Origin of the sequence: Nocardia sp. CA-135398, from assembly GCF_050955845.1 — a bacterium.
Classification (GTDB): Bacteria; Actinomycetota; Actinomycetes; order Mycobacteriales; family Mycobacteriaceae; genus Nocardia.
On sequence record NZ_CP192084.1, the window covers coordinates 991389 to 1005957 of the forward strand.

The following is a 14569-nucleotide window of genomic DNA, read 5'->3' on the forward strand; positions in this document are numbered from 1 at the left end:
AACGCCCTCAATCGTGATCGGACGCGAGTTCCTGTTCGAAGGCCCGTAGCGTCTCGACGAACATCCGCCGCTGGTCGGCGTTCAACGGCTCGAGCACCTTCCGCCACGCCCGCGCACTGCCACCGAGCCATGCGTTGACCGACTTCTCATGGGCCGCCGCGATCGCGACGATGGTGCGACGGCGATCCGCCGCGTCCGAGCGCCGCTCCAGCACTCCTTGACGGCTCAGATCGCCCACCATCAGGCTCACCGTCGTCGGCGCGACTTCCAGCCGCGCGGCCAGTTCGTTCACCGTCATCGGCCCCTCGAACACCAGATTCGCCAGCAGTGACAGATGCCGCGGTGCCAGCGAAAACGATTGCAGCTCTTCGGGAACGCGCATCTTCTTGGCCCGCCCCACCACCCGCGGCATGAGCAGCAGCAGACTCCGGATGCTCTCGTCCACCCCGATGCCACGCGCACCCGTTGACATCTCCCGCACCTCCAAATAGCCGTTGTTTACAAAGTGTTTTTGCTTGCAAAGCAAAATCTAATTTCTATGGCAAGGCTAGTACCAGCGGTCGCCGGTTCGACCGGCGATCCGGAAGGGCGCAGGTGGCACAGGGCATGGCGGATGCACGGGCGACCCCGCGCGCGGCCGCCATCGGCGACCATCTGCGGAACGTGCACGAGCAATTGCGGCGCGACCTGGCGACGGTTCGCACGCAACTCGAAGAGGACGAACTCGTCGCGACCCTGAATGCGACCGACCCGGCCACACTTCGACAGCGATAAATGCTCGCAGAAATGAGGAACCCCCGCCGATCATGATGATCGTCGGGGGTTTTCGGTGGCAGGTGTAGGATTCGAACCTACGTAGGCTTTCACCGACAGATTTACAGTCTGCTCCCATTGGCCGCTCGGGCAACCTGCCGTCGCGCTTCTCGGCGCGCAGTGCAGCTTACAACGAACCCGCACCCAGAATGCAAACCGGCTGGCCATCGGCCATGCGACGGGACTACGGTCACGCTCCGGGGTAGAACTGACGGTGACCGGAACAACCGGTTACAGACCCGTTGGACCGCCAGGACAGGAGCGAAGTGTGGCCGATTCGTCTTTCGATGTTGTCAGCAAGGTCGACCGTCAGGAGGTCGACAACGCGCTGCATCAGGCGGAGAAGGAGCTGAACACCCGCTACGACTTCCGCGGCACCGGCGCGAGTATCGAATGGTCCGGTGAGGACAAGATCGTGCTCAGTGCCGAGGCCGAGGAGCGGGTCAAGGCGGCGCTCGAGGTGTTCAAGGAAAAGCTGATCCGCCGCGATATCTCGCTCAAGGCCTTCGATGCCGGCGAGCCCGCGGCCTCGGGCAAGACCTACAAAATCACCGGCACGCTGGTGCAGGGCATCGATGCCGAGCATGCGAAGAAGATTTCCAAGAAGATCCGCGACGAGGGCCCCAAGGGCGTAAAGGCGCAGATCCAGGGCGAGGAACTACGCGTCTCCAGTAAGAAGCGCGACGATCTGCAGGCGGTGATCGCATTGCTGAAGGGTGAGGACTTCGGTATAGCGCTGCAGTTCGTCAATTACCGGTAGACGTGTCGGCGGCCGCGGGTATGTGGCCGCAAAAACCGCCCTGACCACCCGGTTTGGAGGTGCGACCGGTGAGTGTGTAACCTCGTTCAAGACTTCGCCGCGCCGGGGTTCTGAACGTAGGTCACGGTGCGGAGCTAGTCATGCCCCCTTAGCTCAGTCGGCAGAGCGTTTCCATGGTAAGGAAAAGGTCAACGGTTCGATTCCGTTAGGGGGCTCGCCGGATTGCCGGTGGTGACCGACTCGGCATCTCCAAGGTTGGGCGCGGCATCACCGAGCAATGCGACCCCGTGGCGGTGTAGCTCAGTCGGTAGAGCAAACGACTCATAATCGTTGTGTCGCCGGTTCAAGTCCGGCCATCGCTACCAAAGACCGATCAGACCATCTGGTTGACCCGAAAGAAGGAATATCGTGGCCGCGAAGTCCACCGATGTCCGGCCAAAGATCACCTTGGCCTGCGAGCAGTGCAAGCACCGCAACTACATCACCAAGAAGAACCGGCGCAACGACCCGGATCGGCTGGAGCTGAAGAAGTTCTGCCCGAACTGCGGTACCCACCGGGCGCACCGCGAATCCCGCTAGTCCACCACGCGTGCCGCTGCCGCGTTGATTGGCTTCCGGGTTCGTCCCGGGTATCGGGTCGTGACACTTGCGAGGGCCGGACATATGTCCGGCCCTGACGTGTTTCACGGCTCGAGTGTGGTAGGCGTTGCGAGCGAAGCGAGTAACCGATCGGCACAGCCGCCAAGCGGGCACGACGGAGCCGAGCGCTAGCGAGGCCGCTAGCGAGGCGCAGTCGTGAACGCTCCGTCGACTCCGGGGCTCGGGGTCAGATAGGTACAGTCCTCCCGTGACAATCAACACCGGTACAGACGAAGCGGTCGCAACGGACGAAGAACTCGACGCCGCAGCGCATGCCGCGGCGATGGTCGGTCATCACTACCGCGTCGACGACTACTACGAGGTCGGCCGCGAGAAGGTGCGCGAATACGCCCGCGCCGTGCAGGATTACCATCCCGTGCACTGGGATGAAGACGCCGCGCAGGAGTACGGCTACGACGGCCTGCTCGCCCCGCTCACCTTCATTTCCCTGGTCGGAATTCTGGCCCAGCGCAAACTCTTCGAGCAGATCGTCACGGGCTACGACCTGAGCCAGATCATGCAGACCGATCAGATCCTGGAATTCCACCGTCCTATCAAGGTCGGCGACCAGCTGGTCTGCGATGTCTACCTGCACTCGTTCCGGCAGGCCTTCGGCGGCGACATCATCGTCACCAAGAACATCGTCACCGCGCAGAACGAGGTGGTGCTCACCACATACACCACGCTGATCGGGCGCAGCGGCGGCGATATCGATCCGAACCTGCAGGGCGCGGTCCGCAATGTGCTCATGCACGGCATCGGCGAGGACGCTCCGAGTCACCATCCGCGCACCCCGGCCGCCGCCGATGCGTCCACGGCGCCCGTGGCCGCGCCGCGCGCGATCACGCGGAGCAAGCACGCGCTCGAGTTCGCGGACATCGCCGTCGGCGACGAGCTTCCCCCGCGCACCGTCCGGCTCACCCGCGGCGATCTGGTGAACTACGCCGGTGTCTCCGGCGACGCGAATCCGATCCACTGGAGTGACGAGGTCGTCAAGCTGGTCGGTCTGGACAACGTGGTCGCGCACGGCATGCTCACCATGGGCCTCGGCGGCGGATTCGTCACCTCCTGGCTCGGTGATCCCGGTGCGGTCAAGGAGTACAACGTCCGCTTCACCAGCCCGGTCTACGTCGGCTCCGAGGAGCCCGCGGAGGTCGAGTTCACGGGTAAGGTGAAGTCGGTGGATCCGGAGAGCCGGACCGCGGTCGTGGCCATCGTGGCGAAGTCGGCGGGCAGGAAGATCTTCGGACGCGCCACCGCGACGGTCCAACTGGCCTGACCTGGTCGAGCGACCCTGATTGGCATATGCCGCAGGCGGTAACGTACACTCAGATTTCTGGGGTCACCAGCCGCTGCGCGCTGCTCTGCAAGGGCTGGTTCCAGGTGAGTCCGCAAGGATTCGCCGACGGGGCCGGCAACTGCCGGAGTGGCGCGCGTGTTGTGTGACACCAGATAGCAGAACGACAACTGAACACAGAACAGTGGTTGGACAGCTGGATCGTTCAACCGAAGGGGCGTAGCTCAACTGGCAGAGCAGCGGTCTCCAAAACCGCAGGTTGCAGGTTCAAGTCCTGTCGCCCCTGCCCTGGATGCCAGCGACGAAAGGATCGACGTGGTCGACGAGCGGGATAATCGCCGCGGCGCGCATGCCGAGGACGACGACACCGCCGCAGTGGCTCGGCCGAGCGGTAAGCGGTCCGCGCGGCGCAGTCGCAATGCCGATTCGGGCTCGGTCGCCACGATCGATCGGCCCACGTCGGGCAAGGCAGCCAAGAAGACCGATCGGGCCGAGCGCAAGAAGACGGGGAACCCGTTCAAGCGTTTGATCAAGTTCCTGCGCGAAGTAGTCGCGGAACTGCGCAAGGTGATCTGGCCCAACCGGAAGCAGATGGTCACCTATACGAGCGTTGTTCTGGTGTTCGTGATTTTCATGGTCGCGTTCATCAGCGGGTTGGATCTGGCGTTCATCAAGGGTGTCAACTGGCTGTTCGGCTAGCTGATCGCCGCCGACGCCGGTAGCCGACCCCGGGGCGGCGCGTTACACAGCGCGCCAGGCCCGGTACGCAAAGGATGTACGTGACGACACAGGAAGCGAGTGCCCCAGTGAGCACCCCGGAGAACGACACAACCGACGAGTTCCCGGTCGACGACGCGGCGCAGACCGCCGAGGAGTCCGCGCCCGTCGAGGAAGCTGTTGTCGACGAATCCGACGCCGCTGACGCCGAAGTTGTCGAGGCCGCTCCTGTCGATGCCGAACCCGCCGACCCGGTCGCCGAGATGAAGGCCGCGCTGCGGCGCGCCCCGGGCGATTGGTATGTAATCCACTCGTACGCCGGTTACGAGAACAAAGTGAAGGCCAACCTCGAGACCCGCGTGCAGAACCTGGACCTCGAGGAGTACATCTTCCAGGTCGAGGTGCCGACCGAAGAGGTCACCGAGATCAAGAACGGCCAGCGCAAGCATGTCAACCGCAAGGTGCTGCCCGGCTACATCCTGGTCCGGATGGAACTGAACGACGAATCGTGGGGCGCGGTGCGCAACACCCCCGGTGTCACCGGCTTCGTCGGCGCCACCTCGCGGCCGTCGCCACTTTCCATCGATGATGTGGTGAAGTTCCTGGTCCCGGCCGCGCAGCAGCAGAAGAAGCCGGCTGCCGAGGCCGCCGCGGCTTCGACCTCCGCCGATATCGCGCCCAAGCCGGTCATCGAGGTCGACTTCGAGGTCGGCGAGTCGGTGACCGTGATGGACGGTCCGTTCGCGACGCTGCCCGCCAGCATCTCCGAGGTCAATGCCGAGCAGCAGAAGCTCAAGGTGCTCGTGTCGATCTTCGGTCGTGAGACTCCGGTCGAGCTGGCGTTCACCCAGGTCGCGAAGATCTAGCACCCCCGAATCTTGCAAAGAGCAAGGACACAAAAACCCTAGGAAAGAAAGATGCCCCCCAAGAAGAAGAAGCTCGCCGGGATCATCAAGCTTCAGATCCAGGCCGGCCAGGCGAACCCGGCCCCTCCGGTGGGCCCCGCGCTCGGTCAGCACGGCGTCAACATCATGGAGTTCTGCAAGGCGTACAACGCCGCGACCGAGTCGCAGCGTGGCAACGTCATTCCGGTCGAGATCTCGGTGTACGAGGACCGGTCCTTCGACTTCAAGCTGAAGACCCCGCCCGCCGCCAAGCTGCTGCTCAAGGCCGCCGGCGTGCAGAAGGGCTCGGCCGAGCCGCACAAGACCAAGGTCGCGAAGGTCACCATGGACCAGGTCCGGGAGATCGCCAAGACCAAGCAGGAAGATCTGAACGCCAAGGACATCGACCAGGCGGCCAAGATCATCGCGGGCACCGCGCGTTCGATGGGCATCACCGTCGAGGCGTGAGCTGCGGCTCGCAATCCCGGTGGGAGGGTCGGCCAGACCCGATAACCACTTCTGAACCACATTAAGGACAGACAATCATGGCAAAACGAAGCAAGGCGTATCTCGCCGCGGCCGAGAAGGTCGATCGCACTCAGCTCTACTCCCCGCTGGCCGCCGCGCGTCTGGCGAAGGAGACCGCTACCACCAAGACCGACGCGACCGTCGAGGTCGCCGTTCGTCTCGGTGTGGATCCCCGCAAGGCCGACCAGATGGTCCGCGGCACGGTCAACCTGCCGCACGGCACCGGTAAGACCGCCCGCGTCATCGTGTTCGCGGCCGGTGAGAAGGCCGCCGAGGCCGAGGCCGCCGGTGCGGACGCCGTCGGCGCCGAGGATCTGATCGAGCGGATCCAGGGCGGCTGGCTGGACTTCGACGCCGCGATCGCCACCCCGGACCAGATGGCCAAGGTCGGCCGGATCGCGCGTGTCCTCGGTCCGCGCGGCCTGATGCCGAACCCGAAGACGGGCACGGTCACCAACGATGTGACCAAGGCCGTCAACGACATCAAGGGCGGCAAGATCAACTTCCGCGTCGACAAGCAGGCCAACCTGCACTTCGTCATCGGCAAGGCGTCCTTCGACGATGCCAAGCTGGTGGAGAACTACGGCGCAGCGCTGGACGAGATCCTGCGGGCCAAGCCGTCGACAGCCAAGGGCCGCTACGTCAAGAAGGTGACGGTCTCGACGAACACCGGACCGGGCATCCCGGTGGACCCGAACCGCACCCGCAACCTCCTCGACGAGGATGCGTAAGTAGCACCCCGGCTCTTCGGAAGCTGAGCAGACCGCAAAGGGCGGGAACGCGAATCGCGTTCCCGCCCTTTGCGCGTATCGACGATTCGGGTGGAGAGTGGTCGCACCGCGGACCGGACTAATTCGTGCGCGGCGGTGGTTGCCCCTGAGGTGACAGCCGTTCTGCTGATTTCCGGGAGTACGCGTAGTGCTTCGACCAATACCGCCGCACTGCGCACCGTGGCGGCGATCGCGCCCGAGGGGGTCCAGACCTTCTGGTACGAGGGCCTCGCCGAACTTCCGGCCTTCAGTCCGGATGATGACGGGACCGGCCATCCGTCGGTTGTCGCACTGCACGAACACATTTCGCGCGCCGACGCGGTCCTGCTCTGCACACCGGAATACGCGGGCACCCTGCCCGGCAGCTTCAAGAATCTGCTCGACTGGACCGTCGGCACCGCCGACCTCTACGAGAAGCCGACGGCCTTCCTCAATGTCGCCGCCCAAGGCCGCGGCGAAGGTGCGGCCGCGACCCTGACGACGGTGCTGGGCTACGTCGGCGCCATCGTCGACCCGGCCACCTGCGCCCGCCTCCCGGTCGCCCGCGACGCGGTGGACGCCGGCGGCCTGGTCACCACCCCCGAGTTCCGTACCGGCGCACTAACAGCCCTCACCCGCCTGGTCCACCAGACCGCCACCGCCTGACCACGCGCCGAGGCGAGTCGGGCGGTGGCTTTCGGGCCGGGTCCGAGCCACCGCTCGACTCGCCTCGATGGTCAGTTTTCCCGGGGTTCTGTGGATTTGCGCCAGCCGAGCAGCACCGACTCGCCCTCCTGCACACCCCACGGTAGGAAGACGGCCACGATAACGGCGCACACCACCACCGCGCTCGCGGCTACCAGGGATGCGGCGTGGGAGCCCTGCAAGGCCGCCGTTTTCATTGCGGTGATGAGGTTTTCGCGCTGGGCGTCGAAGAACGGCGCAAGCTCTCGTTTGCGGATCTCCAACACACTGAGCGGACTGGCCTTCACCAGACTGCGCTCGTGCGCGTTCATCATCCCGGCCGGCACCCGGTCGATCAGCGGTGCGACGCGAGTTGTGTAGTAGGAGGCCACAATCGAGCCGAGGACCGCGACGCCGAGGGTGCCGCCGATCTCGCGGGTGGTGTCGTTGACCGCGGATCCCGCGCCCGCTTCGTTCAGCGGTAGCGATCCCATGATCGATTCGGTCGCCGGTCCCTGCACGATGGCCAGACCGAGCGCCATCGACACCATGGACGGCAGCACATCCGTGACGTAACTGCTGTCCACCGTCACCTGACCGCCCAGATACAGCCCCAACCCAGTGAGCAACAGCCCGAATACGATCACCGGCGTGGTCCCGATCCGGGTGGCCAGCAGCGTCGCGATCGGTGCGCCGATGGCCACCGAAAACGCGAATGGCAGTGAGGCGACGCCGAATTCGAGTGGCGTGTACTCGCGGACACCCTGGAAGTACTGAGTAATAAGGAACAGGAACCCGAACATCGAGAAGTACCCGACCGCGATCGACAAGGCGGGCATGGAGAATCGGCGATTCCGGAACAGCCGCATATCGAGAATCGGTGCGCGGGTGCGCAATTCCCAGGTGATGAAGGCGGCGAGCAGTACGATGCCGAGCGCGGCCACGCCCAGGGTGGTTGTCGACAGCCAGCCGTAGCGCGGGGCCTCGATGATGGCCCACACCAGCAGCGTGATGCCCGCGATCGAGAGCGCGATGCCCGCAAGATCGAGCCGTCCCACCTGGGAGGACCGCGATTCGGGCACCCAGATGAGGGTGGCGGCCATGGCCACAAGTGCCACCGGCACATTGATCCAGAAGACCGAATGCCACGAAAAGTGTTCCAGCAGCCAGCCGCCCGAGATCGGCCCGATCGCGATGGCGAATCCGGCCATCGCGGTCCAAGCGGCGATGGCCAGTGCGCGCTCGCGTTTGTCGGTGAAGATATTGATGATCAGCGCCAGCGTCGCGGGGAAGACGGCCGCGGCGAAGACGCCCATCGCGGCGCGTGCGGCGATGACATTGCTCATGGACTCCGAGAGCGCGCCGCCGATCGACATGGCGGCGACGCCGACCAGGCCGATCATCATCACGCGGCGGCGTCCGTAGCGGTCGCCGAGATTGCCGAAGGCGAGCAATAGTCCGGCGAAGGTCAGGGTGTACGCGTCGACGACCCACTGCAGGCCGCTGACGCCGGTGGCCAACTCCACCCCGATGGAGGGGAGGGCCACGTTCACGATGGTGTTGTCGAGGACGACCAGCAGTTCCGCGAGGCAGATGACGGCCAGGGCGATGAAGCGCGTGGTACGTCGTTCCAGCAGCACCGGTGGATCGACTATGGAGGTTGCCATAGTTCAGTAGTCAAGCAGTAACTGTCACTCTTGGTAACACCTTCTTGACGGGACGTCCACCACACCGAGGGGGAATCGTGAGCCGCACCACAACAATTCGGCGGCGAAAGCATCCCGTTCGGACCCGTTTTGGCAGATGAGGGTGGGCTCGGCTACTCTGGACCGAAGTAATCGACGAGTTCGATGACTACCCAATCCGTTCTACCGAAGACCGTTGGTCGCTGCGCCCGTTCGGGCGTGGTCGAAGGTCCGGCATCGAGCCGGCGGCCCACGCAGGGAGGACCGAGGCTGGGATTGATCTGGGTTACACCCGGGTCGATCACCTATTTCGCCCCGGAACGCTCTGCGTTCGGGGCGTTTGCTTTATCGCTGGCCCCTGGTACTCGGCAGTTCGAATACGAACCGACATCCAGAGAGGAGGCGAAGTATGGCAAAACCCGAGAAGGTCACCGCGGTCGAAGAGATCACGGAGCAGTTCAAGAGCTCGTCGGCCACCGTCATCACGGAATACCGTGGTCTGTCGGTCGGTAAGCTCACCGATCTGCGTCGCGCGCTCGGCGAAGGCGCTACCTACTCCGTCGCCAAGAACACCCTGGTCAAGCGGGCGGCCGCGGAAGCGGGCGTCGTTGGCCTGGACGACTTGTTCGTCGGACCCACCGCGATCGCCTTCATCAAGGGCGAGCCGGTGGACGCGGCGAAGGCCATCAAGACCTTCGCCAAGGAGAACAAGGCGCTCATCATCAAGGGCGGGTACATGGACGGCGCCGCGCTGTCCGTTGCCGAGGTCGAGAAGATCGCCGACCTGGAGTCCCGCGAGGTGCTGCTGGCCAAGCTGGCCGGCGCGATGAAGGGCAACCTGGCGAAGGCCGCCGGTCTGTTCAACGCTCCCGCTTCGCAGGTGGCCCGCCTGGCCGCCGCGCTGCAGGAGAAGAAGCAGGCCGAAGAGGGCGGCTCGGCCGCCGAGTAACACAGGGTGGCTCGCGTGCGGCTCGCCCACATAGACAATCATCTACCGAAAGGAAACAACAATGGCCAACGTTGACGAACTGCTCGAGACCTTCGGCAACATGACCCTGCTCGAGCTGTCGGACTTCGTCAAGAAGTTCGAGGAGAAGTTCGAGGTCACCGCGGCTGCTCCGGTCGCCGTCGCCGCCGTCGGTGGCGCCGCCGCTCCGGCCGAGGCCGCCGAGGAGCAGGACGAGTTCGACGTCGTCCTCGAGGGTGCCGGCGACAAGAAGATCCAGGTCATCAAGGTGGTCCGTGAGATCGTCTCGGGCCTGGGCCTGAAGGAAGCCAAGGACCTGGTCGAGAGCGCCCCGAAGCCGATCCTGGAGAAGGTCGCCAAGGATGCCGCCGAGGCTGCCAAGGCGAAGCTGGAAGAGGCCGGCGCCAAGGTTTCGGTCAAGTAATTCGCGAGTAACTCGCCTGAACGGGCGGCCCCCATTGGGGGCCGCCCGTTTGCATTCTCTCGACGCGTGCGACGGTAATGCGAATATTGCGAGTGATCCGGGGTTACTCTTCGGTCAGGTTAGGGTGTGCCGCGTCATGCTCATGGGATACAGTGACCGCACCCACTGTGACGCGACACACCGTGATACCGAATAGCGCGGTTCGCCGGTGGGTGGCTCGCTGAGAATTTGTGGAGGTTGGCGTGGGCGTCGAGGTCAGGACCGAGGGTGTTACCAAGTCCTTCGGTTCACAGCGTATTTGGCAGGATGTCTCTCTGACGCTGCCCTCGGGTGAGGTCAGCGCGCTGCTCGGCCCCTCGGGTACCGGTAAATCCGTCTTTCTGAAGTCGCTGATCGGTCTGCTGCGTCCGGAGCGCGGTTCGATCTTCATCGACGGCACCGATATCACCACCTGCTCCAATAAGGAGCTCTACGAAATCCGCAAGCTCTTCGGTGTGCTGTTCCAGGACGGCGCGCTGTTCGGCTCGATGAACCTGTTCGACAACGTGGCGTTCCCATTGCGCGAGCACACGAAGAAGTCCGAGTCCGACATCAAGAAGATCGTGATGGAGAAGCTCGAGCTGACCGGTCTGCTCGGCGCGGAGGGCAAGCTGCCCGGTGAGATCTCCGGCGGTATGCGCAAGCGTGCCGGTCTCGCCCGCGCCTTGGTGCTCGACCCACAGATCATTCTGGTCGACGAGCCCGACTCCGGTCTGGACCCGGTTCGTACCTCCTACTTGTCGCAGTTGCTGATCGACATCAACGCCCAGATCGACGCGACGATCCTGATCGTGACCCACAACATCAACCTGGCGCGCACCGTGCCCGACAACATCGGCATGCTGTTCCGTCGCTCGCTGGTCATGTTCGGTCCGCGTGAGGTGCTGCTGACCTCGGAGGAGCCGGTGGTGAAGCAGTTCCTCAACGGTCGCATGATCGGTCCGATCGGTATGTCGGAGGAGAAGGACGAGGCGCAGATGGCGCGCGAGCAGGCCCTCGTCGACGCCGGACACCATCATGGTGGCGCCGAGGAGGTCGAGGGCATCATCCCGCAGATGCGAGCCACCCCGGGTATGCCGGTGCGCCAGGCCGTGATTCGCCGTCAGGCGCGTGTCCGCGAAATCATGCACACCCTGCCGCACGCGGCCCAGGCGGCTATTCGTGAGTCACTTGCGGAGAGCGACGACACGCAGGTGATGGCGTACCAGAATGGGGACCTGGGCGGATACCAGGGTGGGTCATTCGACACTACCGTGCGCCACAACACAACTAACGGGTAACATCTGCGATCGTGAATTCCACCCTGGCGCGATTGCGGACTCCAGTAGAGTCGGGGTTTGGCCAGGCCGGCAACATCTTTGCGCTGCTCATCGACGTTATGCGCAAGACGTTCAAACGGCCTTTCCAGTTGCGCGAATTCATCGAGCAGTCGTGGTTCATCGCGAGTGTCTCGATCTTGCCCAGCGCACTGGTGGCCATCCCGTTCGGTGCGGTTGTCGCGCTGCAGACCGGCTCTTTGATCAAACAACTAGGCGCCGAATCATTTACCGGCGCAACCAGCGTGCTGGCTACCGTCCAGCAGGCCGCTCCCGTTGTCACCGCGTTGATCATCGCGGGCGCGGCCGGTTCGGCGGTCGCCGCCGACCTCGGCTCGCGCACCATCCGTGAGGAGATCGACGCACTCGAAGTGCTCGGTGTCGATCCCGTGCAGAAGCTGGTGGTACCGCGCGTACTCGGCATGATGCTGGTCGCGCTGCTGCTCAACGGTCTGGTGTCGGTGGTCGGCATCGCCGGCGGCTATTTCTTCAATGTCGGGCTGCAGGGCGGTACGCCCGGCGCCTACCTCGCTTCGTTCTCCGCACTGGCCCAGCTGCCGGACCTGTGGATCGGCGAGATCAAGGCCTTGATATTCGGTCTGCTCGCGGGCGTGATCGCCGCGTACAAGGGGTTGCATCCCAAAGGGGGCCCGAAAGGAGTCGGAGACGCGGTGAACCAATCCGTGGTTATCACCTTCATGGTTCTGTTCTTCGTGAACTTGATCCTGACCCTGGTGTATTTGCAGGTCGTCCCCGCCAAGGGCGCCTGACCCGTGGCCACCTCGTACCGTCCCCCGGCCCTGGCGAAATCCGCCCGCCGGGCCCGTGAGATCGCACGTGTGCCAGTGAATGTCATCGATCGCGCCGGCGATCAGATGTCGTTCTATTCCAAGGCCATCGCCTGGATTCCGCGCACCGCGGTGCATTACCGCAAGGAGGTCATGCGGCTGCTCGCCGAGGTGACCTTCGGCAGTGGAGCGCTTGCCGTCATCGGCGGCACCATCGGCGTCATCGTGTTCATGTCCGGCTCGGTCGGCGTCGTCGTCGGCCTGCAGGGCTTCAAGGCCTTGGATGCGCTCGGCAGTTCGGTGCTGACCGGCTTCCTCACCGCCTACATCAATACCCGCGAGATCGCGCCGCTGGTCGCCGCGCTCGCGCTATCGGCAACGGTGGGTTGTGGTTTCACCGCCCAGTTGGGCGCGATGCGGATCTCCGAGGAGATCGACGCGCTCGAGGTGATGGCGGTGCCGGGTGTGCCGTTCCTGGTAACCACCCGGGTGATCGCGGGCTTCCTCGCGGTTATCCCGCTCTACATCGTGGGCCTGCTCGGCACATTCCTGGCGTCGCGAATGATCAGCATTTGGTTCAACGGACAATCCAGTGGTTCCTATGACCACTATTTCAGTCTGTTTCTGCCGCCAGAAGATGTCTTGTATTCATTCGTCAAAGTGTTGGTCTTCGCATTCGTAATCATCATGGTGCATTGCTATTACGGCTTCAATGCCACCGGCGGACCGGCCGGTGTCGGTGTCGCGGTGGGTCGCGCGGTGCGCGCGGCGATCGTGCTCGTGAATGTGCTCGATTTCTTCCTGAGCCTCGCCATCTGGGGCACCACCACGACAGTGCGGGTGGCCGGATGAGCGAGCGAACAAAAGAAACAGCCGCCATGGCGGTCATGCCGGAACCGAGCGGCAGCGAGGTGCCGGCATGAGTAATCGCGTGCAGATGTGGCGCGCGACGGAGAAATTGCGCGTCCGGGTGCTCGGTGTCGCATTCTTCGTGGTCTGCGCACTATTCCTGGTCACGACGGTCGCGATCTACAACAAGGCGTTCGTCGACTCCGTCCGGGTCGAATTGATCACTGACAGTGTGGGAAATGCGTTGACCCGCAATGCCGATGTGAAGGTGCGCGGCGTCAATGTCGGCGAGGTCAGATCCAGCCGGTCCGAGGCTGGCAAGGTGACCCTCGACCTCGCGATCGATCCCGGTAAGGCCGAGCAGATTCCGGTCAACGCGACGGCCCGGCTGTTGCCGAAGACGCTGTTCGGCGAGCGGTATGTGGATCTGGTCATCCCGGACGAGCCGAGTAAGCAGCATCTGACCGAGGGCGTGACCCTGCATCAGGACGTCAGCGGCAATGCCATCGAGATCAGCAAGCTGCTCGACGACGTGCTGCCGCTGCTGCAGGCGATTCCGCCGCAGGATCTCGCCTCGACGCTCGGTGCGCTGTCCCAGGCATTGTCGGGTCAGGGTCTGGCGCTTGGTGAGTCGGTGGAGAAGTTGGATCACATCTTCCGCGAGGTCAACGGGGTCATGCCGGATCTGAAGCAGGATTTGGTGAGCTTCGCCGATGTGGCCGCCACCTACTCCGACGCGCTGCCGCAGTTGGTCGACGCATTCAATAACCTGCGCACCACCAACGCGACCATCGTGCAGCGCCGCCCGCAGATCGACACCCTGCTTGCCACGCTGAACCCGACCGCGGCCACCACCGCGGACTTCCTGATCGCCAACCGCGACAACATCATCGATGTGGCCGCCGATTCGCGGCCCGCGCTGGAACAGCTGGCGACCTACTCGCCGAACTACGCCTGCGCGCTGGCGAACTTCGCCAAGATGAAGCCGCGCATCGACCAGATCATGGGCATGGGCACCGCGCGTCCTGGTTCGCGCGTCAGCATCGAGCTGACCAACACCCGCGGCAAGTACCTGCCAAACCAGGACGAGCCGCGTTGGCTGGACACCCGCGGGCCATGGTGCGTGCCGGAATACCCGGTGTTCACCGATCCGGGCCAGTACACCGGCGGACCGAACAATGACGGTTCCTATGCGGTGCCGAGCCGCAACCCGGGTGACCAGGACAGCGGAAAGCTGTCGGCGCCGCAGTTCGGTATGTACCCGGCCGCGAATGTGCCGACCACGGCCGGTTCGCCGGGCGAACAGCAGACGCTCGGCACGATCTACGGTGCGGCGAACGGTGTTTCGCCCGATCAGGTGCCCAGCTGGGTCACCCGGATCGGTGCACCCGCATTCCGTGGCAGCGAGGTGAGCGTGCGATGAAGGAAAC

The 14569-nt window shown here is 64.2% G+C and carries 17 protein-coding genes and 4 tRNA genes; 18 read left to right on the forward strand and 3 right to left on the reverse strand.

The annotated features are described in order from the left end of the window. Positions 1-7: 7 nt before the first annotated feature. On the reverse strand, positions 8-472 hold the full coding sequence (locus tag ACQP1T_RS04655; RefSeq protein WP_433758723.1) for a MarR family transcriptional regulator: 465 nt from the start codon (positions 470-472) through the stop codon (positions 8-10). 134 nt (positions 473-606) lie between these two features. Here ACQP1T_RS04655 and ACQP1T_RS04660 point away from each other — a divergent pair, with 134 nt between their 5' ends. After that, positions 607-774, forward strand: coding sequence for a hypothetical protein (locus ACQP1T_RS04660; protein ID WP_433758724.1), 168 nt, complete (start codon positions 607-609; stop codon positions 772-774). Between the two features lie 56 nt (positions 775-830). Here ACQP1T_RS04660 and ACQP1T_RS04665 read toward each other — a convergent pair. Next, positions 831-913: transfer RNA gene (locus tag ACQP1T_RS04665), tRNA-Tyr, on the reverse strand. Between the two features lie 168 nt (positions 914-1081). Between ACQP1T_RS04665 and ACQP1T_RS04670 the strand changes: the two genes are divergently transcribed. The 11 genes from ACQP1T_RS04670 (at position 1082) to ACQP1T_RS04720 (ending at position 7053) form a co-directional block, all read left to right on the forward strand. Beyond that, a complete protein-coding gene (locus ACQP1T_RS04670; RefSeq protein WP_364358588.1) occupies positions 1082-1573 on the forward strand; it encodes a YajQ family cyclic di-GMP-binding protein in 492 nt (163 codons plus the stop codon). A gap of 142 nt (positions 1574-1715) precedes the next feature. Then, a tRNA-Thr gene (locus tag ACQP1T_RS04675) sits at positions 1716-1788 on the forward strand. 74 nt (positions 1789-1862) lie between these two features. Continuing rightward, a tRNA-Met gene (locus tag ACQP1T_RS04680) sits at positions 1863-1938 on the forward strand. A gap of 43 nt (positions 1939-1981) precedes the next feature. Then, a complete protein-coding gene (rpmG, locus tag ACQP1T_RS04685) occupies positions 1982-2152 on the forward strand; it encodes a 50S ribosomal protein L33 (RefSeq protein WP_011211653.1) in 171 nt (56 codons plus the stop codon). A 274-nt stretch (positions 2153-2426) separates the two neighbouring features. Next, entirely contained in the window at positions 2427-3491 is a 1065-nt protein-coding gene (locus ACQP1T_RS04690; protein WP_433761973.1) for a fused (3R)-hydroxyacyl-ACP dehydratase subunits HadA/HadB, read from the forward strand. Between the two features lie 231 nt (positions 3492-3722). Next, positions 3723-3795 (forward strand) — tRNA-Trp (locus ACQP1T_RS04695). A gap of 29 nt (positions 3796-3824) precedes the next feature. Beyond that, complete coding sequence (gene secE, locus ACQP1T_RS04700; protein ID WP_433758725.1) at positions 3825-4208, forward strand: preprotein translocase subunit SecE; 384 nt, start codon at positions 3825-3827, stop codon at positions 4206-4208. A 107-nt stretch (positions 4209-4315) separates the two neighbouring features. Beyond that, entirely contained in the window at positions 4316-5092 is a 777-nt protein-coding gene (gene nusG / locus ACQP1T_RS04705; RefSeq protein WP_433761975.1) for a transcription termination/antitermination protein NusG, read from the forward strand. Between the two features lie 51 nt (positions 5093-5143). After that, positions 5144-5578: a 50S ribosomal protein L11 gene (gene rplK / locus ACQP1T_RS04710; RefSeq protein ID WP_062983809.1), complete on the forward strand. Its 435-nt coding sequence runs from the start codon at positions 5144-5146 to the stop codon at positions 5576-5578. A gap of 77 nt (positions 5579-5655) precedes the next feature. Further along, complete coding sequence (gene rplA, locus ACQP1T_RS04715; protein WP_354960268.1) at positions 5656-6369, forward strand: 50S ribosomal protein L1; 714 nt, start codon at positions 5656-5658, stop codon at positions 6367-6369. A 150-nt stretch (positions 6370-6519) separates the two neighbouring features. Further along, positions 6520-7053 (forward strand): NADPH-dependent FMN reductase, encoded by a 534-nt coding sequence (locus ACQP1T_RS04720; protein ID WP_433758726.1) that lies wholly within the window; start codon positions 6520-6522, stop codon positions 7051-7053. A gap of 71 nt (positions 7054-7124) precedes the next feature. Here the strand turns inward: ACQP1T_RS04720 and ACQP1T_RS04725 are convergent, their stop codons facing one another. Continuing rightward, on the reverse strand, positions 7125-8738 hold the full coding sequence (locus ACQP1T_RS04725) for an MFS transporter (RefSeq protein ID WP_433758727.1): 1614 nt from the start codon (positions 8736-8738) through the stop codon (positions 7125-7127). Positions 8739-9165: 427 nt separating this feature from the next. On the opposite strand from ACQP1T_RS04725, the gene rplJ reads away from it, so the two are divergent. From rplJ to ACQP1T_RS04755, 6 genes are all read left to right on the forward strand, one after another. Next, positions 9166-9705 carry a 50S ribosomal protein L10 gene (rplJ, locus tag ACQP1T_RS04730; RefSeq protein WP_062983815.1) on the forward strand — a complete coding sequence of 180 codons (540 nt, stop codon included), beginning with the start codon at positions 9166-9168 and terminating at the stop codon, positions 9703-9705. Between the two features lie 61 nt (positions 9706-9766). Then, positions 9767-10147, forward strand: coding sequence for a 50S ribosomal protein L7/L12 (gene rplL, locus ACQP1T_RS04735; protein WP_043698929.1), 381 nt, complete (start codon positions 9767-9769; stop codon positions 10145-10147). 242 nt (positions 10148-10389) lie between these two features. After that, positions 10390-11466, forward strand: a complete 1077-nt coding sequence (locus ACQP1T_RS04740) for an ABC transporter ATP-binding protein (protein ID WP_433758728.1) — start codon at positions 10390-10392, stop codon at positions 11464-11466. Between the two features lie 98 nt (positions 11467-11564). Next, positions 11565-12272, forward strand: a complete 708-nt coding sequence (locus ACQP1T_RS04745) for an MlaE family ABC transporter permease (RefSeq protein ID WP_354961092.1) — start codon at positions 11565-11567, stop codon at positions 12270-12272. Between the two features lie 105 nt (positions 12273-12377). Beyond that, entirely contained in the window at positions 12378-13142 is a 765-nt protein-coding gene (locus ACQP1T_RS04750) for an ABC transporter permease (protein ID WP_245672164.1), read from the forward strand. A 67-nt stretch (positions 13143-13209) separates the two neighbouring features. Then, on the forward strand, positions 13210-14562 hold the full coding sequence (locus ACQP1T_RS04755; RefSeq protein WP_433758729.1) for an MCE family protein: 1353 nt from the start codon (positions 13210-13212) through the stop codon (positions 14560-14562). Positions 14563-14569 lie beyond the last annotated feature (7 nt).